Source organism: Paenibacillus sp. FSL k6-2145 (assembly GCF_037976585.1).
GTDB lineage: Bacteria > Bacillota > Bacilli > Paenibacillales > Paenibacillaceae > Paenibacillus.
The window spans coordinates 6,443,214-6,468,486 of record NZ_CP150267.1; the positions used below are offsets into that span (position 1 = coordinate 6,443,214).

Annotated in this window: 26 protein-coding genes; 8 read left to right on the plus strand and 18 right to left on the minus strand. The window is 44.2% G+C overall.

Annotation, left to right across the window (positions count from 1 at the left end; genetic code table 11):
* Nucleotides 1-52 precede the first annotated feature (52 nt).
* From NZ043_RS28435 to NZ043_RS28445, 3 genes are read right to left on the minus strand one after another with little or no spacing between them, the layout of a single operon-like run.
* Complete coding sequence (locus tag NZ043_RS28435; protein WP_339309880.1) at nt 53-1,663, minus strand: extracellular solute-binding protein; 1,611 nt, start codon at nt 1,661-1,663, stop codon at nt 53-55.
* A gap of 38 nt (nt 1,664-1,701) precedes the next feature.
* A complete protein-coding gene (locus NZ043_RS28440) occupies nt 1,702-2,613 on the minus strand; it encodes a carbohydrate ABC transporter permease (RefSeq protein WP_124116320.1) in 912 nt (303 codons plus the stop codon).
* Nucleotides 2,614-2,629: 16 nt separating this feature from the next.
* Nucleotides 2,630-3,598 (minus strand): ABC transporter permease subunit, encoded by a 969-nt coding sequence (locus tag NZ043_RS28445; RefSeq protein WP_249912603.1) that lies wholly within the window; start codon nt 3,596-3,598, stop codon nt 2,630-2,632.
* A 653-nt stretch (nt 3,599-4,251) separates the two neighbouring features.
* On the opposite strand from NZ043_RS28445, the gene NZ043_RS28450 reads away from it, so the two are divergent.
* Together NZ043_RS28450 and NZ043_RS28455 are read left to right on the plus strand one after the other, a co-directional pair.
* A complete protein-coding gene (locus NZ043_RS28450; protein WP_339309881.1) occupies nt 4,252-4,590 on the plus strand; it encodes a CPBP family intramembrane glutamic endopeptidase in 339 nt (112 codons plus the stop codon).
* A 23-nt stretch (nt 4,591-4,613) separates the two neighbouring features.
* Nucleotides 4,614-5,360 carry a MerR family transcriptional regulator gene (locus tag NZ043_RS28455; RefSeq protein WP_339309882.1) on the plus strand — a complete coding sequence of 249 codons (747 nt, stop codon included), beginning with the start codon at nt 4,614-4,616 and terminating at the stop codon, nt 5,358-5,360.
* Between the two features lie 186 nt (nt 5,361-5,546).
* Here the strand turns inward: NZ043_RS28455 and NZ043_RS28460 are convergent, their stop codons facing one another.
* Nucleotides 5,547-6,893 carry a glucoamylase family protein gene (locus NZ043_RS28460; protein WP_339309883.1) on the minus strand — a complete coding sequence of 449 codons (1,347 nt, stop codon included), beginning with the start codon at nt 6,891-6,893 and terminating at the stop codon, nt 5,547-5,549.
* 441 nt (nt 6,894-7,334) lie between these two features.
* Here NZ043_RS28460 and NZ043_RS28465 point away from each other — a divergent pair, with 441 nt between their 5' ends.
* The gene (locus NZ043_RS28465) at nt 7,335-8,315 is read left to right on the plus strand and encodes a serine hydrolase (RefSeq protein WP_339309884.1); all 981 of its coding nucleotides are present in this window, start codon (nt 7,335-7,337) and stop codon (nt 8,313-8,315) included.
* A gap of 85 nt (nt 8,316-8,400) precedes the next feature.
* Here the strand turns inward: NZ043_RS28465 and NZ043_RS28470 are convergent, their stop codons facing one another.
* Together NZ043_RS28470 and NZ043_RS28475 are read right to left on the minus strand one after the other, a co-directional pair.
* The gene (locus NZ043_RS28470) at nt 8,401-9,423 is read right to left on the minus strand and encodes a serine hydrolase (protein WP_339309885.1); all 1,023 of its coding nucleotides are present in this window, start codon (nt 9,421-9,423) and stop codon (nt 8,401-8,403) included.
* A 143-nt stretch (nt 9,424-9,566) separates the two neighbouring features.
* Nucleotides 9,567-10,175: a TetR/AcrR family transcriptional regulator gene (locus tag NZ043_RS28475; RefSeq protein ID WP_133385274.1), complete on the minus strand. Its 609-nt coding sequence runs from the start codon at nt 10,173-10,175 to the stop codon at nt 9,567-9,569.
* 169 nt (nt 10,176-10,344) lie between these two features.
* Between NZ043_RS28475 and NZ043_RS28480 the strand changes: the two genes are divergently transcribed.
* Nucleotides 10,345-11,283: an alpha/beta hydrolase gene (locus tag NZ043_RS28480; protein ID WP_133385275.1), complete on the plus strand. Its 939-nt coding sequence runs from the start codon at nt 10,345-10,347 to the stop codon at nt 11,281-11,283.
* A 141-nt stretch (nt 11,284-11,424) separates the two neighbouring features.
* Here NZ043_RS28480 and NZ043_RS28485 read toward each other — a convergent pair whose 3' ends face one another.
* Both NZ043_RS28485 and NZ043_RS28490 read right to left on the minus strand, forming a co-directional pair.
* Nucleotides 11,425-12,153, minus strand: a complete 729-nt coding sequence (locus NZ043_RS28485) for a DUF1361 domain-containing protein (RefSeq protein ID WP_133385276.1) — start codon at nt 12,151-12,153, stop codon at nt 11,425-11,427.
* A 29-nt stretch (nt 12,154-12,182) separates the two neighbouring features.
* A complete protein-coding gene (locus tag NZ043_RS28490) occupies nt 12,183-12,719 on the minus strand; it encodes a hypothetical protein (protein ID WP_133385277.1) in 537 nt (178 codons plus the stop codon).
* Between the two features lie 384 nt (nt 12,720-13,103).
* Between NZ043_RS28490 and NZ043_RS28495 the strand changes: the two genes are divergently transcribed.
* Together NZ043_RS28495 and NZ043_RS28500 are read left to right on the plus strand one after the other, a co-directional pair.
* A complete protein-coding gene (locus NZ043_RS28495) occupies nt 13,104-13,685 on the plus strand; it encodes a spore coat protein (protein WP_223200002.1) in 582 nt (193 codons plus the stop codon).
* Between the two features lie 238 nt (nt 13,686-13,923).
* The gene (locus NZ043_RS28500) at nt 13,924-14,880 is read left to right on the plus strand and encodes a hypothetical protein (RefSeq protein WP_133385278.1); all 957 of its coding nucleotides are present in this window, start codon (nt 13,924-13,926) and stop codon (nt 14,878-14,880) included.
* Nucleotides 14,881-14,976: 96 nt separating this feature from the next.
* On the opposite strand, the gene NZ043_RS28505 is transcribed toward NZ043_RS28500, so the two are convergent.
* Both NZ043_RS28505 and NZ043_RS28510 read right to left on the minus strand, forming a co-directional pair.
* The gene (locus NZ043_RS28505; RefSeq protein WP_133385279.1) at nt 14,977-15,912 is read right to left on the minus strand and encodes a sigma-70 family RNA polymerase sigma factor; all 936 of its coding nucleotides are present in this window, start codon (nt 15,910-15,912) and stop codon (nt 14,977-14,979) included.
* Between the two features lie 33 nt (nt 15,913-15,945).
* A complete protein-coding gene (locus NZ043_RS28510; protein WP_091029083.1) occupies nt 15,946-16,392 on the minus strand; it encodes a carboxymuconolactone decarboxylase family protein in 447 nt (148 codons plus the stop codon).
* A 414-nt stretch (nt 16,393-16,806) separates the two neighbouring features.
* Here NZ043_RS28510 and NZ043_RS28515 point away from each other — a divergent pair, with 414 nt between their 5' ends.
* Nucleotides 16,807-17,853: an aromatic ring-hydroxylating dioxygenase subunit alpha gene (locus NZ043_RS28515; RefSeq protein WP_133385280.1), complete on the plus strand. Its 1,047-nt coding sequence runs from the start codon at nt 16,807-16,809 to the stop codon at nt 17,851-17,853.
* Nucleotides 17,854-18,330: 477 nt separating this feature from the next.
* Here the strand turns inward: NZ043_RS28515 and NZ043_RS28520 are convergent, their stop codons facing one another.
* The gene (locus NZ043_RS28520; RefSeq protein ID WP_133385281.1) at nt 18,331-19,140 is read right to left on the minus strand and encodes a cupin domain-containing protein; all 810 of its coding nucleotides are present in this window, start codon (nt 19,138-19,140) and stop codon (nt 18,331-18,333) included.
* A gap of 145 nt (nt 19,141-19,285) precedes the next feature.
* Complete coding sequence (locus NZ043_RS28525; protein ID WP_091029076.1) at nt 19,286-20,338, minus strand: leucine-rich repeat domain-containing protein; 1,053 nt, start codon at nt 20,336-20,338, stop codon at nt 19,286-19,288.
* A gap of 109 nt (nt 20,339-20,447) precedes the next feature.
* On the opposite strand from NZ043_RS28525, the gene NZ043_RS28530 reads away from it, so the two are divergent.
* Nucleotides 20,448-20,777, plus strand: coding sequence for a hypothetical protein (locus tag NZ043_RS28530; protein ID WP_176872598.1), 330 nt, complete (start codon nt 20,448-20,450; stop codon nt 20,775-20,777).
* A 93-nt stretch (nt 20,778-20,870) separates the two neighbouring features.
* Here the strand turns inward: NZ043_RS28530 and NZ043_RS28535 are convergent, their stop codons facing one another.
* The 6 genes from NZ043_RS28535 to NZ043_RS28560 are packed head-to-tail and all read right to left on the minus strand — an operon-like array spanning nt 20,871 to nt 25,261.
* A complete protein-coding gene (locus NZ043_RS28535) occupies nt 20,871-21,476 on the minus strand; it encodes an SMI1/KNR4 family protein (protein ID WP_240768049.1) in 606 nt (201 codons plus the stop codon).
* Nucleotides 21,477-21,496: 20 nt separating this feature from the next.
* The gene (locus NZ043_RS28540; RefSeq protein WP_133385995.1) at nt 21,497-21,919 is read right to left on the minus strand and encodes a hypothetical protein; all 423 of its coding nucleotides are present in this window, start codon (nt 21,917-21,919) and stop codon (nt 21,497-21,499) included.
* A gap of 32 nt (nt 21,920-21,951) precedes the next feature.
* Nucleotides 21,952-23,253 carry a hypothetical protein gene (locus tag NZ043_RS28545; protein WP_133385282.1) on the minus strand — a complete coding sequence of 434 codons (1,302 nt, stop codon included), beginning with the start codon at nt 23,251-23,253 and terminating at the stop codon, nt 21,952-21,954.
* Between the two features lie 21 nt (nt 23,254-23,274).
* A complete protein-coding gene (locus NZ043_RS28550; RefSeq protein ID WP_091029067.1) occupies nt 23,275-24,009 on the minus strand; it encodes a hypothetical protein in 735 nt (244 codons plus the stop codon).
* 44 nt (nt 24,010-24,053) lie between these two features.
* On the minus strand, nt 24,054-24,614 hold the full coding sequence (locus tag NZ043_RS28555; protein ID WP_091029065.1) for a hypothetical protein: 561 nt from the start codon (nt 24,612-24,614) through the stop codon (nt 24,054-24,056).
* On the minus strand, nt 24,611-25,261 hold the full coding sequence (locus NZ043_RS28560; RefSeq protein ID WP_091029063.1) for a hypothetical protein: 651 nt from the start codon (nt 25,259-25,261) through the stop codon (nt 24,611-24,613). The genes NZ043_RS28555 and NZ043_RS28560 overlap by 4 nt, the downstream gene beginning before the upstream one ends.
* Nucleotides 25,262-25,273 lie beyond the last annotated feature (12 nt).

Below are 25,273 nucleotides of genomic sequence, written 5' to 3' on the forward strand. Positions count from 1 at the left end.
GTTTTATGCTTATATCTCATTTTTTACAGCAAATTTCTGCGCATGGACCTGGTTAGTTGGATTTCCAGCGATCATAGGCAGCCTGGTTGATCTCAACCATACGCTCTCCGCCCATTTTTTTGACGGTCGCCACATAATTGTCCCAGCCCGTAAGTGGCTCGGCTCCAGTGATGAATTTCGCCTCCATCTGATTCACATATGTCTTCAAATCAGAATTCAGGCTACTGATTTCGGTCTGCTCTTCCACGGTAAGAAACAGCGTTGGAAACGGAATCCGTGCGCCTTTATCGAGAAGCTTCTGCTTGGTCTCCTGCTCTACCCAGAGGTCAAAGTCTGTCTTCAGCCCCTTATTAATATCATCCATGGACAGGGTTGGAGCGGGAATGCCGTAGTTAGGTGTCAGCGTTGCCCGATAATCTTCCATTTCCTTGCCGTCTGGTACCGGTAAGTACTGTTTGACCCGGTTCTCTTTATCGGTGTATTCCCAGAGAATGCCCTCTGGACCTTTATTAAAGAACATGGCACCTTCATAGGAATAAAGATAATCCACCCAGCGTATAGAGGCTTCCGGCGCAGGATTACTCTGCGTGATAGCAAAAGCGCCGCTTGTAATCCCCCTGTTCTTTGCAATCGCTGGAGCAGCAACGGATTCACTGTGGACAGGTGCAAACATCGGATCTGCCGTCGAAGGCTCTCCACCTTTGCTCATGTAGGCATGCCAGTCCGAAAAGAGGGCAATTTGATTATTCTGTGCTTTGGCCTTCTTTTGCTCCGCTGTTTGTGAAAAGCTCTCATGATCCAGCAGGTCTTCAGACCACAGGCGGTTCATATAGGTTAAATATTCCTTGTAGCCTTCTTCAAGCGGTGTATAATGCACCTTGTCCGCATCGTCCACATAAATTTCTTCTTCATAAATACCGAAGGCACCAAGCAGCCATGTACGGATATCGCGGAGGTTCGCAGCAGGTGTTGTCACCGAAGAAAGTGGAATTTCATCGGCTATGCCATTGCCGTTGGGATCTTCCTCTTTCACACGTTTCAGATAGGTATACAATTCCTCTGTCGTTTCGGGCAGTTTGTCGATATTTAGTGCCTTCAGGAAGTCCCCGTTATACCACATCGGATTACGGTACCAGTGCTGGCTAAGTTCTACTACCGGCAAGGAATAGATATGCCCGTCCGGTGCAGTGATTGATTTGCGGACATCCGGATTCTCCTCTAGTAGCGCCTTGAAATTCGGAGCATACTCTTCGATCAGATCCTCCAGTGGAATGAGGATACCCTGCTCTCCATAATTCATCTGCTCTGCAGTTGTCAAACCGGCAGCATAGAGGATATCCGGGTACTCCCCACTGGCGAGCACCAGATTTTTCTTGGTTTCGAAGCTGTCCTTCGGTGCATTCTTGTATTCCAGCGTAATACCGGTCTTCTCCTGCATCTGCTGAAGCACCGCCATGTTCTCCCAGTTCTGAATCCCTACATCTGGTGCCATAAGCGACAGAGTAACGGGTTCATTAACAATCGGGAAACCTTCATTGTTCACAGCGACTTTTCCGAGATTGTTGTTTGCTTCACCTTCGTTTGAATTACTGCAGCCTGCCAGTAATGTAAGAACCAAAGCCGAAGATAACAGAAGCTTCCATGGTTTGCGTGTGGTCGGCATTCATAATTCCTCCCTTGTTATCATCACATTTTAACTGTTTAGCCTTTAACAGAGCCTATCATGACCCCTTGGACAAAGTAACGTTGCAGGAACGGATAGATTGCCACGATGGGCAGTGTGGAGACCACAATGACTCCATATTTAATCAGCGATGCCGTTTCTGCCTTATTATTCATGGCGGTCGCCACCTCGCCGTTGATTGATGAGCCCGTGGTTTCGGCCGTCATTTCCTGAAGGACAAGGATCTGACGCAGAACCATCTGCAGCGGATACTTCGCTTCATCATTTAAATAGATCAGGGACGGAAAGTAGCTGTTCCAGTGGCTCACCCCATAGAACAGGGCCATAACGGCTACAATTGGTGCCGACAGCGGTAGAACAATGCGAATGAACAGCTTTAGATTTGTACAGCCGTCAATGTGCGCTGCTTCCTGAAGTTCTTTTGGGATGGTCGTCTGAAAAAAGGTGCGGGCCACGACGATATTCCAGACCGAAGCTGCCACCGGCAGAATCAATGCCCACATGCTGTTCATGAGTCCAAGGTTCTTGACCAGCAGATACGTCGGTACAATTCCGCCGCTGAAGAACATCGTGAACAGTATGAGGCCCATGAACAACTGGCGCCCGACAAAATCAGATCTGCTGAGCGCATACGAGGCCGGCAGAGTGACGGCGAGATTAAGCAGAGTCCCCACCACCGTGTAAATAATTGTGTTCCAGTAACCACTCCAAATCTTCGGGTTCTCAAATACAAGCTTGTAGCCGTCCAGTGTTACATTCTTCGGAAACAACCACATTGCTCCCGAATTGACGTCCTGCGGTGAACTAATTGAAGCGCTGAGAATATAGATGAGCGGATAGAGCACAACCAGCAGTGAAAGACCTAAATAAATATAAGTGCTGATCAGAAAAAGCTTGTCCCCCCTGGATTCTTTCATCGCAGTAACCAAAGACTTCAACTCCTTTCTACCAGAGGCTGTTCTCACTGGTGCGTTTGGCGATCTGGTTAACCGTAACAAGCAAAATAACGTTGACTACCGAGTTGAATAATCCCACAGCCGTTGAGAAGCTATATTGGGCGTTCACCAGACCGGCGCGGTATACATAGGTGGATATTACATCGGAAGCTTCCATATTGAGTGAATTCTGCAACAGCAGAATCTTCTCGAAGCCAAGGCCCAGTATATTACCCATATTTAAGATCAGCATGATCGTAATTGTGGGTAATATCGTCGGCAGATTGATATGCAGCACCCGTTTCATTCGGCTTGCTCCATCCATAATGGCCGCTTCATGGAGCTGGGGATCTACCCCAGACAGAGCCGCGAGATAAATAATGGTTCCCCACCCGGTGCTCTGCCAGACGCCGGAGAATACATACACCGTCTTAAACCATGCGGGATCAGTCAGAAATTGTGCTGGTTCAAGACCAATGAGTTCGATGAACCGGACAATCATTCCGCTGGAAGGTGATAAAAAGGTAATGATCATACCTGCCATGACAACTACAGAAATGAAATGGGGTGCATAGGTCACCGTCTGGACCGATTTCTTGAACGGGCCGTTGCGGACTTCATTAAAGGCCAACGCCAGAATGATAGGCAGGGGAAATCCGATGGCAAGTTCATAGAAGCTGATACTGAATGTGTTCCAGAGCAGATCCCAGAAAAAATAAGAATTGAAGAACCGTTCAAAATGGTCAAACCCAACCCATTCGCTGCCTGTAATTCCTTTCGAAGGTACGAAATTCTTAAAAGCAATCTGAATGCCGTACATCGGACCATAATGAAAAACAAGGAAATACAACAACGCGGGAAGCATGAACAGATACAGCTCCCAGTTTTTCCAAATTCTTTTGCCAAGGGAGTTCTTCTTCAATGAAGGACTTACGGATATTACAGTGTGACTCTCCTTCACTCTCCCACTCCTTTCTATGTCTTTTTCATTAGATACGATGATGTTGCTGCTTTGCGTTCTTGCTGACCCTTTTTTGGTAACGCTTACAGTTCGAAGTATAGTGAAACTAAGATGACACAGTAAATATGTAGCTTCTGCATTGTCATGTTTAGGATGTGTAAAACCGCGCTACTGCGGTACTTTCCGTTCAGCCCTGATGAAGATGGTTGCAGAAGGAGCAAGGCTGTAAATATGTGAATTACGAACCTCTCTTCACGCTGCAAAAGATACATATTGTGATCACCGAGCAAGAATTCAAACGTTTGTTATTAGTAACTGATCAAGACTTTGATAAAAAAGCTGTTGCGGAGGACGCTACGTCACAATCTACAATGAAAAAAATGTGATAAAGGAGTTTTCATTATGTCTGAGACCCATACAAAGGAACATTACAAAATACTATTGATCGCATTACTAACACAATCAGCTTTTCTATTTATTGGATTTATTTTTATTGTTTTTTTAAGTGGGGAGGAATATTACCATTTATAGCTTCCTTATTCATGCCAAACGAGATTAGTATATTATCCGCAATCATCATCGGTCTTATTTTTAGTTTTTTTATTACTACGATTGTTCTAATTACATTTATCAGAACAAGAGCAGAACTCCCTAAAACCGAGGGATCAGATATGATTAAAAAAATAATGATCAGACCAAGTGGTATAGCTTTAACGGCGATAGGTGGTTTATTTGAAGAATTCTTTTTTAGAGGTGTCCTGATCGGATTATTTATTGGATATTCTTTGTTCCTGGATTGGCTCGTCATTCTAATAAGCACTTTTCTATTTTGGATAATACACGTTCCTCAATATAGAGGAGCTGCGGGTGTCCTTATAGTTGTGTTTGTAAATGGTTTGATTTTTGCACTACTCTTTTATTTTACGGGGTCGTTAATTCCCCCAATCCTTGCACATGTCATTTATAATATTTCTATTGGAATTATTCTGGCACGAAAATACAAGAACTGATTATTTGAAAAGAGGGACGTTAGATGCAATTAACAGTGAGTAAATTTGCAAAGCTGGCGGGCACAACAGTTCGTACGTTAAGACATTATCGACAACTTGGCATATTGGTTCCCTCACAAAAGAACGAAAATGATCATCATGTATATATAAATGAGGATTTTAAAAGGCTGCATGAAATTCAATTATTGCAGAGTCTAGGACTTTCATTAAACGAGATTAAAGCAAGCTTGGATAATCCGCAATATTCTTTTGATGAAATAATTAGAGTTCAAGAACAATCGCTTAAACATAGGAGAAAAGCTATTGATTGTTCTTTAGCATTAATTAAACGAATAAAACTGTTAAAGGAAAAAGATGAATTCAATGAATTAAACTCAGAATTGCTCATGCTACTTATGAACTCGATGCGTGTTGAGGAGGACCAAAAAAAGCTGCTTCAAAAGTATGTTTCTACGGATATTATTGAGAAGGTGTTCCCAGAGGATATCTCTAAGCAAACTTACTTGGATGAACAATTATTCAATTTGGTATTGCTTGTCCATCGAGCTACCATACACGATCTTAAACCAGATCATCCTTCCATACAGCAACAGTTGAAGGATATCATTGCAAATACCCAATTAAATCACCTGATTCTCCATGACGAAGAAAAGAACGAAGAACTTTATAAAAACGTAAAACCCTATGAGTCGTTGATACCTAAGCATACCATGGATTTTTTGACAGAGGCATTTGAGGTATTAAATTCGAAGAAGAAATCTTCTCTATAGGATCTTGATAACTACCAATACAACTCTAAGTCATTGCATCATTCATGAGAAAAACCACTCCTTTCACCCAGCCTGAACACCTCGAGCTGTACCTAAGAGAGGGTTCGACAAACGCAAATGGAACGAAGCAGAAAACACGCTGCTTCGTTCCGTTTAAACAATCGATATGGCAATTTTTTCTCCCCTTCATTGAATAGAAAACACTTCTTTTTTTAATAATTCTTCTGGCGTCTGCCCTATCACATCACTGTGAAAATAATCGCGGATAACGCCATCTTGAAGGTAGTTGGCAATCGATACCATAATCATCCCTTGATCCAGGGCCAGATAAGCTTTTGCAAGTTCTCCCGTTTCAACATTGACTGAGTCATAGAACCCATATTTGCCAAACATTTTAAAGTTCTTTAAAGCTTTAATGTTCTTTCGAACAGCTTCAGGGGCATAATCCAAGGCCAGGAATGTTGCGTGTGCTGTTACCTTTGCTCCGTCTTTATAACCTGAGGTACCTAACGGCGTTGCTGCAAACTCACTGTAACCTGTCGGAGTTGCAGAAGGTGAAAAGCCCCATGCCGCATACCCTTTTTCTTTGGCATATTCGATTTGCAATTCGACATGACGCTGGTTGTTCAATCCCAAAGCTTGAGTACCCAGCTCTTTTTCCTTTATGACCATACCGGGCATAAGAGCTTCAAACATACTGCCTCCCCAGCTTGGCACGAACTTTTTGTCCTTGTATACATAACTTCCTTCAAACACATCCACTCCATCGTACTTAACGGATTTGCCTTGAGGAATCTGAGCTTGCCAATCCCATTCTTGAGGTAATGTGCGATACATCTTCCACCAATGATCTTGGGGAACATCACCTTTCCCAATGGCAATATAGCTGCCTACACGTGGTTCCGTATAAAACATTCCATAATGGTGGTCCGTCAGCGCGCCTTTAGCCACATCATAACCTCCGCGGAATTGGCCGACTTCAGGATCATATAGCGGAGTATAATTCATATTTTTAACCAGCTTGCTTGTTTCCCCATGAAGTTCTTCATAGGCTTGCCCAACAACAATTAAACCAGCGGATAACCAGCCATTATCGACTTGGGAAATAAATTGTCCCCAATCTTTCTTCACTGAACCGTCATCCGTGTTATACCAGTTATAAAATAGGCCGTTCCACTTTTCTAACTTTTCGAGGGAATGTATAGTCGTTTGCAGGCGTTGTACAGCTTCTTTCTTTGAAATAATGCCCAATTGTTGCGCTGAAACGGTGCTCATCATATACATTGCGATATTTGTGGGCGAGGTACGTTTAGCTTCTTCTATCCCGTTTTCAGTATGCCGTACTTCATCATAAGTCAAGCCAGTGTTCTGATCCGTATAGTCCTCAAAAAACGTATAAGTCTTATATGCAATCGCTTTCAATTCTGCTCGAAATCCATTGTTTGAGTCACCTGCTGAAGCCATAGGAGTTAAAGCTAGATTAGCTAACAGACAAAAAGTTAAAATGAAGCTGAATTGTCTTACTTTTTTCATAATTTTCTCCCTTCAAATGGATTCGAAACGTTTCGTGTATATGTTATCATAAATTTCCCATTTCCGTAAACAGGAAAATAAAACGCTTACAAATATTGATTATATTATGGATCATTTATAAATATAAATTCGAAACGTTTCATTATTGAACCACATCTAGGCAGCACACGCAGGATTATATGACGTATTTGATCGTTTGAGGGACTTTTAGATTCTAAATTGAGGAGATAAAAGCCTGACTCCATAGGAATCTCAGGCTTGATCCTTTCTCGTATCCATTCTGAACCGTTTTAAGTTGCTTACATCGAAAATCGCATTTTACATGCTTGCTTTGACATAATAATGTAGCGCTGGTTGAGCCCTACCTAGGGAGTATGCTAAGATAATGGACACCTATTTCTACAAAATCCTATAACAAATCAACCGTACAGAAAGGACACTATGAATCCTTCATCACTGTCATCCAAGTTAGATCATATCATTCCACCGCTGGATCTGCGAAGCTGCCTCGTCAGCGTAAGCAGTGAGAACATGTTCGAACACTACCGCAACCAAGAGGCTGCGACTGATATTGCAAAAATCAATTCATGTACCAAGAGTGTGCTATCCGCACTCATCTGTATAGCAATGGATAAAGGCTTGTTGCCAGAGGCATCAGCCCCAATCTCCACCTTTTTCCCACAGTTGACATCTGATCCTGATCCTCGTAAACCTTCGATCACGCTGGAACAACTGCTTACCATGACAGCCGGATTCAACTGGGACGAGTTCGGCGGGCAGAATTCATTCCCTCGCATGACTCGCACCGATCATTGGGTGAATTTTGCGTTGGAACAGCGCCTAAGTCATGAACCGAGTACATACATGGAATACAACTCCGGAGTATCACAGATCCTATCCGCCATCCTGATGCAAAATGCAGGTATGAACGTAGCCGAGTTTGCAGAACATTATCTTTTTGGCCCGCTGGGAATTAAAGATTATGAATGGGAAAGCGACCCACAAGGTGTTCATACTGGCGGATTCGGTCTTAAGATGTTACCCGTAGATCTGCTGAAATTCGGTCAGCTCTTTCTACAACAAGGAATGTGGGAAGGACAGTCTCTCATTTCAAGTGATCTTGTCACCCATTCTACGCAGCCTTTCATTACGGTCACTCCACCAAATCACGGCAGTTATGCTTGGCATTGGTGGGTGGATGTTTATCCAAATGAAAAGTCTGCCGCCGAAGATATTGCTGCTGAAGACGACCAACCCAATCTCCATTATTATTACGCACGAGGGTTTGGTGGTCAGTATGTATACATTGTCCCAGAGCTGGAACTTGTTACGGTGTTAACCAATGACAAACGAAAGAAAGAGAAACCTCCGCTGGATGTTTTCCCTCGTTTAATCGCCCCTGAGCTATGGAAAATGTTATAAACGCAGCTGTCCTTCTATCCTGTCCGACCAATGAACCCCCAACCTTATGTAGGCATAACTAGCCCATAGGCTGAGGGTTTATTTGTCATGCCAAAGCTTCTTCGATGGCAATCGTTATTGGATACGGACCAGACTCTTGATTAGAGATCACAACCAGTTGCAGATCATAGTCCGGATACACGGAAGACATGAACGACACCCCTGGATCAAACCCCATGACATGAAATTTAAAAATCTCTTCCCCCTTGCGGTCAATCCAGATCCCCTGCCCATAGTACTCTTCATCCTCTTGATGGACATGTGGAGTTAATAACTGCCGTGTTGTCTCTGCATTCAACAATTGGTGACCCAGCAAAGCCTCCCAAAATCGAATCATATCCGGTGCCGTAACATAGGCTCCACCATCTGATCCACCTTTGACAGGAATGGAGAACATATTGGTGTTCCAGGAGCCATCTTCATGATCGATATACCCTAAGGCTGTGTTGCGCGGAAGCTGATCTGTTACGAAATAACCGGAGTCCTTCATGCCACAACTTTTGAAAATGTGCTCTTCCACATAATCTGTAAACGACCGTCCTGAATGCTGTTCCACGATAAGCCCCAGCACAATGAAACCCGCATTGTTGTAGTGAAAACGTTCACCCGGAGCAAACTTCATTGGCATATGCTGAAACATGGGCAGAAAGTCACTTAATCGCCGCATCGCGTAAACCGGTCTGTCTTTCCACAATGCTGAAAAGTCTTCCATCACATCTTCATCGAAATAATCCGGAATGCCTGACGTGTGTGTTAACAACTGCTGGATGGTAATCCCTTCGTCCCACAGTGGAAACTCCACATCCAACACATCGTTCAGCTTGGAATCAGTAGACAATTTACCCGCTTCAATTAGTTGGCATATACTCACTGCCGTGAAGATCTTACATCCTGATGCAATTCCAAAGCGTGTGTCCACCTGATTAGCAAGCTCTTCACTACGATTCGCATAACCACGTTTCATATTCAAAAGGGTTTTCCCGGCTTGCTGGAGTAATACAACACCCGAAAAATTCACGCGTTCCATGACTTCTTCTACTTTTGTTGTCAGCTCTACTGCATTCAACATTTTGTTGTTCACCTACTTGTCTATGTATTCATTACATTCTCATTCTTAATTCTTCGTCATCTCCTGCATACCTGCCAATTTTGCATAAAAAGAAGGATTACTCCCTTATAAAAGGAAATAACCCTTCTTCAGACAACGTAAGATTAAGTTTGACAAAGCATGCTCAAATGCTGTTCAATCACTTGTTCCACTCGTTTTACTGTAAGTCTATCTGGCTGTATTAACATATGAATGGCGAGTCCATCCACAAGAGCGTATAACTTCTCTATCTCCATCTCAGCATCCAGTTCAGGATGTGTCATCCCCTGCTTCTGCAACTCCTGTATTACCCATTGAACCGACCGATACATCCCCTGATGCATCTGATCACTTAACTTTTTTAATTCGGGGTACACCAATAATTTGGCTGTAAACGAAAACCAGACCTCCATTTCCATCATTCTGTCTTCATCCAACGGGAGAAATTGCAAGAGCAGATTCTTCATATCCTGCAGTACAGATCCACTCATCTGTAACGCCTCCACCCTTCTCTGTACCCGTTCTGCAAAAAGGTTCATACAAAAGGTGAACAATTCAGCCTGTGTGGCGAAATAATGACGCATGGAACCTACAGATAGTCCCGCTTCCTTCGCTATATTCCGAACTGTAGCATGCTCCAGTCCATGCACTTGAATGACCCGGATTGCTGCATCAGCAACGATTTTCCTTTGAGCTTCATGATCTACGATTTTTGGCATGACAACATTATACAACAAACTTCTCTTTTTGTAATACACTGTGCTATAATCTTTTTAATACATTGTATTAAAATATAAAAACAGCTGTAGGAGAGGAATTCATAAGATCATGCATACAACTACCCCAGCCTCAACACGCAAGAAATTCAGAGTTTTCACCTTCATAATAAGGTTATTCTGCACAATGCTACTACTGGTAGGTGCCGCATTCCTCTATGAGTGGTTTGCTTCGTCGCAGGCCAAAAAGGACTTTCCACCTCCAGGTACGTTAGTTCAAGTCGGCGGTTACCAACTACACATTCATAAACAAGGCAATGGTTCACCGACCATACTCATGGAGGCTGGAAGTGGTGAAACCAGTTTGTCGTGGAGAGACATTCCTGTGGAACTAGCCCAACATGCAACGGTTGTCACGTATGATCGTGCAGGATATGCTTGGAGTGAATCTGCACCCACAGAACGTACAGGTGCAAATATCGTCAAAGATTTACATGCAGCTCTGGAGAAAGAGAATATCCGCGGCCCTTACATTATGGTAGGTCATTCCCTTGGGGGTATGTATGCTAGACTCTTTGCACAGACCTATACAAATGAGGTTCAGAGCCTTGTCCTCATTGATGCGAGACCTGAGGATGATGAACGGAATACAAAGGTTTTGTTGGAACAGGCTCAGTTTCAGGGAAACCCGCCTGCCTCCTTGTTATCTTTACTGAAGGTATCTGGAGCTTTCAGATTATTTCCAGACTTTATGCTTGATGGTCTGGTTGCCAAGCAAGATCGGGATACTTTTATTAATGTGATTGCTACCCCTTCCTATTTTCACGCCAAAGAAGAAGAAGCCCTCCACGCCCATTCAACAGAAGATGCCATTCGTGGCCAAAGTCTTGGATCAATCCCTGTACGTATCATTGCACGCGGACGTCCTCAAGACTATGCTAGTGCAGGGATTTCGGTTGACATTGGGCATAAGCTCGAATCCATATGGCAATCGGGGCAACGGAACATGTTGAATATATCGAAGGATAGTCAGCTCATTGTGGCCACCCGCAGTGGGCATATGATTATTCACGATGAACCTGAACTGGTTGTGAAAACAATCCTTGAGCTAATCTCTGATAAGTAGAGATATTTTTCTTCAGAACATCCTGCGCTCGATCCAATGTTAAAGGGCTGTTCCGATAGCCATGGGTATGACTTGGAACAGCCCTTCAAGCAATGTACATTAAGATTAGATCTAATGAGTTCGGCCTTAAGAAAACATGAATTAGCGTAACGCTTGCAGGTCAGACTCGGGACTTCCTGCACTCTTCTTCATTTCACGGGGAGACCTCGTATTGATCAGATAATACAATGTGGCATAGATGGTAGTGATAAACGTGCCAAAAAACAGGCAAAACGCCAGAGACGGACGGCTTACACTTTCGTGCATCAGTTCAATCAGCGTCTCGCGATTCGTCAGTGCATCCCAGCTATTCAGTCGATATACACGGCCAAGCAATACCCCGTAACTTCCCAAAGCACAACCTGCCAGTACAAAGATCCAGGATGCCCCGCGTCCAATACGGTGATAGATCACTTCCTGAAGCTGATACATCGACAGGAATCCAAGTAGAAGTCCAGTCCAGACAAACATTAATACAACACTCAAGTCGTACCAATACGTGTAGTCCACTCCGTTCCCACCATAATACCGGGTACTTCTCGCTGTCAGATGAACCAAATCCGTAACAATGTAAGAAGAGTTCGGGAAAAATAACAACCACAGCAGTCCACTTGCGACTGCAAGCCATGCGGCACCTTTCCATTTCACATCACTTAGAAGATAGGCTGCATAAGAGAACACAAAAGGAATCCAGCCCAAGAACAGATTCCAGATCAGGAAGCGGAAATAACGCTGATCCAGCCAATCTGCGGCTACATAGTACAAACTAAGCGTTACTATTGTAACCACACTAAGGAAAATAAATATGTGAATATAATTCAGTTTTCTCAATGATTCTGACCTCACTTGGTAAAATTCAATTAGTTTCGAAAATAGCGGATGATTTCTTCCTTATTCTTTTCAACACGCAAATTCAATCCACGTTTATCCTTTAATCCATACTGCTGTAATTCATGGCCTGGATCAAGCACCAACGGTTTAATCGCCACATCAACCAGCAAGTCCATCGTCAATTGATAGGTTTCCCGTAACTTGTCCATCGGCAGAGAAGATTCATACCGTTTAATGAGCTCAATCAGACGTTCAGCGTACACGAGACGAACCATACTGTCCGCACTCTTCAATTGTCTTGAAGCAAATGCTGTAATTTCCATAATAATTGATGGTTCTGTCCGATGTTTGGCAATCAACGCAAGTTCATCCACCGCATCCCAATTCATGATAGACAGCTCGGAACTTAATTGTTGAATTCGCTCCCCTATCCATTGTTCCTCTAGCTCTTGGGGTACGTCCCATCGCTTATATTCTGCATACACCCCTTCTCGATGCATCTGTATAGCGCTCCCGTAATGTTTGACGAACAAATCCTTTGCTACACCCCAATCGGTCTCTTCCATCTTTAACCACCACCATGCCTATTCCTATTTGTGCGTATACTCCTAACACATTACATAAGTTTACTACTTTCCAAGCATACTATAGAAGTTGAACTATACATTGGCACGAGAACGCAGAGGACAGAAAGAACCTGAAGAAGCGAAGCGTTCGCATTTATCACCGGATTTTCACCTTTGTAAAATTGAATTAAAAATCTGGGGATAACAGCGATCGGAAGGTTGTTCTGTCATCGGAGTGGCAAGTGTAAATATTCTTTCGTTCAACTTATATAGAATCATACCATTTACCAAAGGAGAATCAAATTTACAATGAATCCAAATTCCATGAACCCTCAGAATGTAGTACAACCCACATTGAATGCTAATCCAAATGTCACCCCTAACATGAATCATGGCGGCCATGAGATGTTCGACGTGCACGAGATTCTGTCCTCCACCATTAACGTACTGGATCAATACATGATCTTTCGTACATTTGTACAGAGCCAGGAACTGATTGGCATTCTGGACCGGCAATACAACTTCATATTATCCCAGTACAATCTGACAGCAGAGTGTTTTGCATCCGGACAGAAGCCTCATCAAGAGACAGCTACCTATATGATCCCCAACATGGTACCACCGGTATATGGCCTTAAGCCATCAGCACCGAAAAAACCAAACCAGAGCTTGGCCGATGTAAAGGATGCCGGAATCAGCGGTCATATGCTGGGACTGATCAAATCACATGCGAGTCTGCTCGGCATGTCCTGTAGCGAGATCACAAATGGAACGGTTCGCCGAGTCATCGCTTCTCAGATCCAGCATTTTATCGAGATGGCCTATGAAATTTTCATGTTCCAGAATAAAAACGCCTATTACCAAGTACCTCAACTCACTCCAAGTGATACACAGCAGATGCTTCAGGCATACATTCCAGCAACCGGAGCACCTCAGATGCCTAATAGCAATAAACCACTTCATTAATTAGAAAATAAAGTCCGAATACCTACAACAGTCTCTTTAACCCTTTCGGGTTTAAGGGGCTGTTCTTTAATTATGTAATCTTTTTCCTACTGAAGACACTTGATTCGCTTACCAGAAACTGGTTTAATCAAAGACAGAACTTACATATTCAACATACGGATCATACATATAAAATACGGTGAAATGCGGTTATAAGAAAATTCAAATGGCTTTTCTTCATTAATGGGGAGGTATACAAATGAGATGGAAGCAACCTGTTAAACTTGGTTTCCTGGCTATGGCTCTTGGCTGTACTGCCATTGGCTCAACACTGACGACCTCAACAACACTGGCTGCACCTGTCCCCGCTTCCAAAGCGGTGTATCATCAATTCCAAACCTATCGAACAGAAGCAGTGAAGTCCACAGAAAGTCTGATTAAAGCACGTAAATACCTGATGAATCATATCGATAAAGCCAGCCCTTGGCAGGCCACACTAATGACGCTGCAATTGGAGAACATGCAGAACGTAAAGCTGGCTGATGTGGATCACCAAATGTATACGGAACAATTTCAACAGGCCATATCTCAAGCCCATGAACAACTTGGTTACGAACAGAAGCTTACATATAGTCGTCTGCTCAAAGAAATTAAAGATCCGAAAGCGAAGAAACTTCTGCAGGAAGCATCTGATCTCGGGTTCAAACTGGAAACCAGTGAAGGCTTGTATTACCCCATCATCAATTATGAGATATACCAAAAGTTCAAGCCTTTTGTAAAGGCTGATATTGCTGCGTACATTGATATTATGGCTACCGAGTCCAACCAAATGACGACTTCAGATGGTGGCATTATCATCTCCTGGAATGAATTAATTCAGCGTACATTGGAGAAAGAAGCCTTTTTGAACAATTTTCCGAATTCCAATCGTACATCTGCAGTGAAGCAGTGGATATCTGTGGATTACCTGTTTTACGGAAGTGACAATACACCTGCATATGATTGGTACACGGACAACGAAGAAATCCGCACCATAGACCCTGAGGTGAAAAAGGCTTACGAGAAAGCTTTGGCTAAGCGGGAGCCCAATACAGAGAGTGTTATTCTGGACACTATGGAAAAGATTTTGCTGGTCCTCAATCAGAACAATGATGAGCTTACACCTGAAGTCAGAGCAATCATCGAAAATGTTCAACAACAATTTGCTCCGGAGTAATTGGATGCTGAATAACAAAATGTAAATGAAAAAAAAGCGGCAATCCTCGTGACAGAGGGTGCCGCTTTTTTTTCATTTCAACTCCTTACGTTTGGATCAAAGAGTTGAAGTGTCTATTGATGTAAGTTTGTTCGGATTTACGACGAGATACACGCCCTCAATCCGCTCTCCAGAAGCGTCCAACTCCAAACAGAGTACCTCGGACAATTGTCCTTCTTTCATCAACGCAAGTTGAAGCTCGCCATTGATCCACATGGGCACCCATTCTCTTTCACGCAATCGCGTAAGGACTCGCCGTGAGGTCAGGAGTGCAAGCACACCTTTGTGAACGTTCATTGTTCTCATAACCGTATGCACAACGCCACCGCCATCTGCTGTAAATACAGGCTGATCTGCCAGTAACTCCAGCATGGCAGAGACGTCATAACGAAGGAAAGCCGATGTAAAACGGCTCAGCAATTCACCTTTAGCTATCATATCTGCATCACTTTGCTCGATCGGCGGAAGTCTTTCAGGCAAGTTCCGTCTGGCGCGGCTAAAGATTTGACGGCAGTTACTCTCCGTTTTGCCCAGCCAATCCGCTATTTCGGAATAATCATATCGGAACGCTTCACGAAGTACAAAAACAGCGCGTTCCATGGGTGATAGACGCTCCAACATGACCAGATAGGCATAGGAGATCAGTTCTTTTTTCTCCATCGTTTCCTCTGGCATGTTCGACTCTTCACTGTCACCCATCGGCTCTGGCAACCACTCACCAACATAACTTTCCCGCTGATTACGGGCGGAATTTAGCAGATTCAAGCTTCGGTTCACAACCAATCTGGCGATGTAGGACTTGGGATTACGAATATCCTGAGCAGACGTGCTCTGAATCCCCGCAAAGCAATCTTGCACAATATCTTCAGCTTCTACCACACTGCCCAGCATGCGGTAAGCTATTGAAAATGCATATTTTTTATAACGAATATACAACTCACCAACATCCAGAGAAGACACATCTGGCTCATTGGCGTGGAGATTGGAATTCATAAGAATGGCCCCCTCTGGCATGGTGCATGTATTTTATTTAAAGCAACCCGGATACATCCCTGTTGTAATCGCAATCCGGTTCCAATTGTTAATCGTGTTAATGGCCAGGATCAGATCCACCAGTTCGGATTCACTGAAATGTTCACGAACCTTATCGTACAACGCAAGTGGTACACCGTGTTCCGAGATTCGGGTCACCGCTTCAGCCAGCTCCAGCATAACACGTTCTTGATCCGTGAAGAAAGCCACTTCACGCCACACACTCAGCAATAAAATATGATCCGCATAATCTCCCAGTTTCATCAGATCTTTGGCATGCATATCGAGACAAAAGGCGCAGCCATTGATCTGGGACACGCGGATTTTTAACAACTCATACAATACTTTATTTTCAAATTGGCCGGATATATATTGCTCCATTGCCATCATCGCTTTAAAAGCACCTGGACTAGCTACTCTGTAATTCGTTCTTAAATTCATTTTTCATTCGCCTCCGTCATTTGGTTTACATACTGAAGACAAACGACGGCCGGAATCTGTGACATTCTTTGCGAAAATCTTTTTATACCCACAAGAATGGTTGCTCAACTAACGAATATTCACACTGCAAATTCTGATGGCAGGACAACCTCCATGGAGTTGATAATCAGTAATGGAAATAAATAACATACTGAATGTCTGTCCTCATTCTATAAAATTAACATCTAACGTAAGAAAAATCCGCGTTTTTCCGTATCTATGTACGTTTTTTACTGATCTGTTTGTGATTTCAACCAAAAGTAGGTTGGATATATTGATACTTTGACCAAAGGAGTAGTAACATACGGCTAATCAAGTTAACTTTTCTAACACAAAAAGAGAATCGTTTATTCATATCGGCAAGGAGTGTTTCCTATGATAACTTCCAATGCAAACCGTAATGTGACGTCCGAATTGCCTAGAGGCTGTACGTTCACCGCTGAAGACTGGCATGTTTTATCCCAATATTGGTATCCGATAGCCCAAGCAACCGAAGTAACAGACAAACCACTTGCTGCTCAATTACTCGATGTGAAGCTGGTTCTCTATCGCAGTAATGATCAGGTTGTGGTAGCCAAGGATCTTTGTTTTCACCGCGGGGCTCCACTTAGCAAAGGCTGGGTAGAAAATGGCGAGATTGTCTGCCCTTATCACGGTTTTCGATATAATTGCGAAGGCAAATGTACCGCCGTACCTGCGCACCCAAGTTCCAAGATCTCGCCTAAGCTCAAACTTATCGTGTACCCGGCAGTTGAACGTTATGGCTTAATATGGACTACACTGGCAGGAATGGAAGAACAGATCCCCTCCTTCCCTGGTTGGGATGATCCGGATTATATCAATATTTTGCCACCCAACTTTGACATTGCTGGTTCCTCTGGACGACAAATGGAGGGTTTCCTGGATGTATCCCATTTTGCCTATGTGCATACCGAAACGTTTGGTGACCGAAACAACACAGAAGTCCCCCAATACAAAGTGAAACGCGAAGGTAATGAGTTACTGGCCGAGTATTGGAGTACGGTGAGTAACTATGGCAAAGGGCAAGATCTTGTTGCACCTGAAGGTTTCCAATGGTTGCGCGAGTTTCGAGTGTTCCCACCTTTTGTGGCCTCTCTTACGGTACATTTCCCAGGAGACGACAAGCTGAATATTCTGAATTGTGCTTCACCGATCTCTGCCCGTTATACACGTCTATTCTGTCCAATCACACGCAACTTTGACAAAGACGCTCCGATTGAAGACACAATCAAGTTCAACTTGCAGGTCTTTGAAGAAGACCGCGAGATGGTCGAGTCACAGAAACCGGAGGATCTGCCCCTTGATCTGCATGCCGAAGCCCATATTCCCGCTGACCGTACTTCGATTGCTTATCGTCAATTATTAACGGAGCTTGGCTTGGGACGAAATTACACATCGTAAATTAAATCATATAAATACTAGGGTGTGTCTTCAACCTCAGGCAATCTATCGATGATGGATCTCAGCGCCTAAAAAGTCTTGAAGTACTATCCTGCGGTCTCTGGGGAATGGGTTGAAAATTTTCTTAGGAACTCAGGACATCTTATTTGGCCTCTAGGTCCTCATTTAAAATTGTAAGGAACATCAGACACTTTACTTCCCAAAATCCCCCGATAAAAACACTTCATACGGCTGTTTATTCTGATATAACGTGTCTCAGATTCTTTAGATTTCTGAGCACGCCTCAAATCCTTGATTAAGACGCCTACGATTCGTTAGCACTCCATGCTTCGGACACGTTCAGGTATGTATCGGCTTTCAGCAGGTTTGAAGACACCTTTAATCAACAAAAGAAGCGTTCTTTTGCGAACGCTTCTTTTGCTATACCTAATTTAACTGAAATACCTATGTGTATTAGATAACCTCAGCAAATAAAGTTCATCTTTCCTCTTGATTATTAGTATTCACAGGAAGCTCTCTATAATACGGACAGCCCGGCTCATGGATAATACGTGGATCAACCCAAGTGCCCCAGTACGGAAGACGGTTCACGTAAGGTTGCATGTTTGGCTGTGTGTTGGGCTGCATGTTTGGTTGTACATTGGGTTGCATGTTTGGTTGCATGTTTGGCTGTACATTGGGTTGTACATTAGGCATTACGTAAGGCTGATGATTCACATTTGGAGCACTGTTAGAGGCGGGAGCAGTTGAAGTTTGGCAATCTGCCGGCGGGCCAATGATCACTGTTTTTTGGATCGGAGCCAGCGCTTCTTGAACTTTTTTCTCGTCCAGACAGTACGTATAAGCCAAAAGTTTTGCAGGTGTAAGACGTAAGGTGTCTGAGCCAAATATCGCCTCAGGAACAGGAGCATCAAAAACTGCCAGTAAGTGTGTATGATCTGCAGTAGCCACTTCATAGTGCCACCAGCCTTGAGGAACGTTAGCCACCTGCCCCGGAGTAATCGGGAAATGAAGCAGCTCGTTGGTAAACGGATTAATGAGGGAAACAACTGCCGCACCGCTGATGCAGTATACCAACTCCGTTGCATTCTGATGCGTATGTGGTTCAACCACATTGCCCGTGTTGAGGAAAATATCCAGTAAAGAAGCATTGCCCAGTGTGTTTAACTGCTTGATGGAAAGAGAGTTAATATAGTTGTTCTCATCCTTCTTGAATAACGGGTTATTGCTCAAATCGTAAGTAAATTCGGTGGTTGGTAAAGTGTAATCCATGTATGAGGTTGCCAAAATAAAACGCCTGCCCTTCGCTCTCGGTTTAGGTCATAACCTATATGCCAGCTTATGCCCAGCGCCCAGATACGTGACATTTCCACCAATTTTCATCCCATAACAAATATCCCTGACTCGGACATCCCGAGCAGGGCTCTATTCATTACATGTTCTTTTTCATTTCCCAGACTTCTTCCCAATGTGTACCAAATGGAATATTCATTAAGTCTACATACTCCAGCCAGTGCATTCTTGTGACAACATCCGGAGTTCCCTCAATCAGTGCATTCGTTACCAGTAAAGCACGCAGATTCTTCAGTTTTTCCAGCTCCGGAGGGAGTTCACGTATACCAGAATATACTATCTCCAGATACTTCAGTTCACTTAATTCACCAATCTCAGGCGGGATGCAATTTAGTCCCAATTCAGATTGTGGTCTGGGCCTCCAACCAGGTACAGATTCAAAAGGGCTGCCACAATAAATTCTTAACTCTTGAAGTTGCTTGAGTTTCCCGATCTCTGCCGGAAGACGCTCCAGATCCAGCGTTGTAATGACCAATCTTTCCAATGAAGTCAGTTCGAAAAGACTTGCAGGGAGCGAGTACAGATTCTGCTCAAAAATCGTCAGCTCCTTCAAGTGCTTCAACTCCCGAATTCGTTCGGGAAGCTCACTTAAACCGTGTAAGCTGATATCCAGCTTATCGGTCTGATGCCTGATCGCATCGTCCAGAAGATGATCAATTTCCTTATGACGGTCCAATTCAAAGAACAACCCCGGAATCCGCTCCATAAGTTCACTCGCTTCTTTGTATGTAATCCTCATGCCGTACATATGTTCATGGGCAACAGAGAAAAAATAATCATTTCCGTCTTCTGTTATAAAACAAAGATCGTCCGGCAATGCCGGGTAACACCAATCATGAAAACGATTAGCTTCTTCTTTGAGCACTTGACCCGATTCCGGTGTACAGCGATATGTATAATAGGTGCCTTCGGAATAATAGGCTCCGCTTTTCAGCATCATCTCTTCCATCGTAGCACGTTCCACAAGATAGGGTTTCAATCTCTCTAACACACGAAACACTTCCGGTATCTCGTTCTCTTCGTACCTTTGTCTATCAACCAGCATAAACCGGTCTGTCTTCTCGATCAATTCGTCAATCAACAGTTCATAGGCCGTTCCTTTTGGATCCGTGTGAAAAGCTACGGCTACCATATGTTCACCCCTCATGGCACTATATTCATTAATCTTTAATCTGTTGTATCATCTGAAACCACTGTGGCATAGGCTGATATCATCAATCCAGTTATTGGAGGCTTGTTACATGGCATACGGCCCTGGTTCAGTATCATCCCCGCAACCTGCGGGTTATCCTTACCCTTATTATCCACCACCGCCACCGTACCCGTACCCTTATCCCTATCCATACCCGCCCATCGTTCCTGTTCCACTGCCATATCCGATCGGTGGTCCTTGGTGGCATGGTGGATATCCCGGCGGTGGTTACCCCGGTGGACACCCTGGTCATTTCCCGGGAGGTGGCTATCCCGGTGGACCTCACGGAGGTGGACCTGGCGGTCCGGGTGGTCCAGGTGGACATGGAGGATCTCCAGGCGGCGGAGGATTTCACGGACATCGTTTCTTCCAGTGGTAATCATGAGACGTATCCAAAATTCAGGTTCAATCAGATAAAGAAGCTGCTTCAGCAGCTTCTTTGTTATTAAGGAATTATCTAATCGTTCAGGATTTAATACGTGATCTCATCCATCATCTTCAGATTACAGTTCGACATGCTGAGGAGAACCGTGAAGGTAGGTGTAAGGTAATAAACAAAGTCTGGATCGTGCACGTACATGATAATCTGCCCATACGTCCCTTCCTCCGTTGGATCGAAATCGAGCATCAGATACAGTGAACCTCCCGCGATCGTTGCAAAAGGAATCCATGGTTTATGGAACAGGTATGGCTTGATCTCCAGGTCCAACTGGCTAATCTCTTCGGCAGAATAATACTCTTCAAGCTTCTCATCTACTTCACAGAAGTATTGTTTGGTCTCTCGAATCTCTTCCAATGACATCAGATAAAAAGGTGTACAACGCCCACCCTCGGCATCACCTGGGTACAGCACATGTAACCCGTAACCACTGCCATCTTTGCTTTGGTAAAAGGTACGAAAATCGCCAGGCAGCCGGACGCCATACTCCTTTTCGAATAGATCCAAACTTTCCTCGGATGCACCTTCCCGATGTTGATATTCTTCGAACAATTGCCGAATCTCTTGATCCTGTATTCTCTCATCTAACAAGTGATTCAGCTCGTCCATTAACACGTTTAATGATACATTCCGCTCCACGCTGACCACACCTCCCTATCTCAGCCCTTCTCTTCTTGTAGATATTGATGATATTCCCAAAATGCTTCTTCCTCTCCGCCGCCTTCAATCAGAACCATGACTGCGTAAGATAACAAATTAAGCCATTGTTCCATCAACGCCACCTGTTCGTCCGAGATGAGGTTGTTGCTGCGAAGCATACCCTCAGGTTCAACGGCCCAGGCGCGTGCCATATGAGTAATTCCCCATAGACATGCCATGACTTCCCGATCCAGTGAAGGCCGTGCAAGTTCTGATGCCAGTACCCGCAGTATCTCCATCAACTCATGAAAATTCTCCTCAATTAAATGGCCACGAAAGGGCCGCAGACTGCCAATAAAACCGTTCTCCATCTTGGGATGACTCAGATCATCATAGGAAAAGGAATGACATTTTAATAACGTTACAGCCTCTTCACGTTCCATTCCTTCACCCCTTTGCAGATTGTAATATGAACTTACCAGCGCAGAGGTTCTTCTCCACGCCACAATACATACCTCTCCAACTCACGAAGGCTGCCTGTACCGATCCCGTACTCGTCCATTTCTTTGGAACGGAGATCGAGCACGTGCAACATGCCGCCATAGGTACCTACTGCTAGCTTGGACTGCTCAGGGGATACAGCGAGAGAATAGATCGTACTGCCTACAAAATGACGCCATACTTCCTCACCCTCGCCATTCACACAATACAGATAACCATATGCATCCCCAAGCACCATTCCCGCCTCTATTTCCACCGCTGCATACACTCGTGCATTCTCATCCATGACCGGCCAATCTTCCTTCGTTTCGTTACCTGCGATAGATTCCAGCGGAACCTGTATCGTTACCCCGTTATAGAAATGACATGCGTTAAACCAGACGGTTTGGTTTTCACTGGTGAATGCTGCATAATGAGGGTAGCTCGATTCTGGATAGAGAGAGTATGTCTTGTTCAGTTGGCGGTCCATCACCATATGATTGCTCCCTTGGCTACCATATGCTATCCATCGACCATCCCGGGATACCACTGCATGTCCCATGTCTAACTGTGTATCCTCTAGCTCATACTCTTCGATCTCTGCCAGATCGGGATGAAGCAAGGTCACCTGAGCCTGTGTGACGAGATATATCCCGTATCGTGAATGGATGAGTAGTGCTTTGCCTTCATCCATAGGTATAAGTCCTTCAAGTGTCCATTCGGGATGCTCACAATCCGCAAGTGATTCAATCCGAGGTAAGGAAGACTGTATCCGGGATTGAATATCTTCCCAACGATATGTCGCTATCTCCTGTCCTTCCAACCTGCGATCTGGCTGACGAATAATACGAATCCCTTCCGGTCCTGCAAGCGCATAGTCCAATCCGTCTGATGAGCAACCTGCAAAAGTATACGGAGAAATCAACTGCCATCCGTGCTGATCCATCGTATAGATCTGACCATTCTCCGTGAAGATACCCGTATTACACACACACGTCTCTTCGTTCAGATAACCTACAACATTGACCGCTTGCATGGAAGCCTGAAACGCCTCGCTCAATGGCCACGTCGCTGCTGGCAACTCACGTCGAAGCACCTCCAAGTCACCGTGGAGATTGGCCTGTCTCACCATATGGAATACTTCAGTACTCATATCGCTCCTGGAATCGTCCTTCAGCTCGGATTCATCTGGTTGCTCTCCCTCCATGCCTTTCCGTACAAATGCATTGACATCCCTTGCATAACGCTTGCCTTCATTACGCCATTGTTCCGCGATGTCCTCTTTTAACCAACTCATAGGTTCTCCTCCACTCTAGCCCTATTCATATGCCGTACAATGATGTGCCTGCAAAAACAGACTGATATCGTTATCTGTCGCCTCCTCCGCACCGTTTTTTTCTTCATAGAACAGGGCAACTTCTCTCCCATTTGCATAGTTAAAACGTACATATCCTCCCATCGACGCCATAAACAGCTTGCACATGTACTCATTCTCCAACACAGCGTCCCACTTAAATTCCGTTTTGCATGTATCGGCCAGTTCCTTCATGGAGCTTCCCTGTCCCGTCCCTGTAAAATGATAAAATGCGTGCTTACGCAGCTCATTCCACGGTTCAAAATAAAGTGGCGTTATCGGTTTATCCTGATGGTAATACCCACAATAGATCCGGTCCAGCGTTACGCCAAATTCAGTCTTCGGGCATGCCCATAAGGTGATATGTTCATTATGACGCGGTAGCCACAACAGCCCCTCAACTTCCGGATGAACAGCAAGGAAATCTCCATCTACAGAACTGCCGATGGTGATGCACTGCGCAAGTTGATGCTGACATATAGGCGATTCATCCGTATGTATCCAAAAATCATATTCAACAAAAGGCTTCAGCACTTCCGTGTCCGGTCTTTGCACATTCATCCAGCCTGTGTAGGTGCCTTCCCCGTATTGTTCAATCCAGGTACGGTATGACAAAGGTAGCGAGATGGCGTGTTGTTGTTCAAAGTGATCCATTTCCTCTGCTGGAACCGGCTTAAGTGCACGGGATACGATATACATTTGTCGACATCTCCCATCTCAGTTTGGTTCATTCGTATACAGATCTAAGCCAGTTCTTCCTGTACAATGTCAGTCCATACCCCTTTACGATTCAGAATACGAATGGCGAACGCATCATATCCATCACGTTTGACCTGATCAAAATCCATGCGCTCTCCCGTAATCAGTTCATACGTACCATGCTCATCTACATCTTCGCCAAACTCATCATCCCAAGGCACATTGTAGTAGGCCGTCAACTCTACCTCAAAGATGTCCTCTCCTTCAACATCCAGATAAGGGCGAAGTGGTCTGTCATGTAGTGCTTCTTCCGAATAAGTCTCACATAACATGGCATCATATCCGTGCTTAGCGGCATCAATGATCAGGTAGCGTTCACCCGTGACGGTATGCTCCGCATATACAAGAAGCGGTGTCGAATCATGCCAGGTAATCAGATCATCATCCGTCAAGTCACCATAATAAAAAATATGGAATTTATCATGACCATCACTCGTTTGAAGTTTGCCTTTCCACTCCACTTCCTCGGACTTTATGTCCTCTTCCTTCTTTGTTAAACCTTCCAGATAAGCAGGTCCGTGTTGCACACCATACGCATTCATCATCTCGCCTCCGATTTGTTCATTCGAATGGTAACCACTTTGTGTTCCTCATCCACCGTCAGTTTCACATCAATGTTAAGCTTGTCGCGAAATAACGCCGTAATATTGATATACGGATCGCGGGCAGCTTCGCTACTACCGCCACTATTACGGCTCATTCCCTGATGAATGATGGACTTCACCAATTCGTTATCCGCTTTGCCGGTATTATCGTAGGTGTAGATCACCTGCCCATCCTGATCATACAGATTTAAGACCGTTGTAAAATCATTGGCGTTCTCATACTTTCTTTCAGTCTGCACATAGTTGTGATCCGTATGTTGATAGTTTACAGTACCATCCAGATACGGATTGTCCCCACCGGGCTTCACTTCATATTCCCGATAGGCCAGATTAAACAGGTATTGGAGATGACTCATGTCGATCCGGTAATAAAACTGACGGTTATCCTCTTGTTTATCCATCGCTGCAAAACTGTTAATAAGCGGCCAAGCCCCATAGGACTCACCATTAACATCAACCGCGAGAGCATAGTCAGATAAGACTGTCTCTTTTTGAAATATGCCATAAGTCTGTAAAATAAAATAAGCCGGAATCATCAACATCCCCAGAATGATTGCAAAAATACTAAGTTTAAATCGTAGTTTCATGTCTTCTCTCCC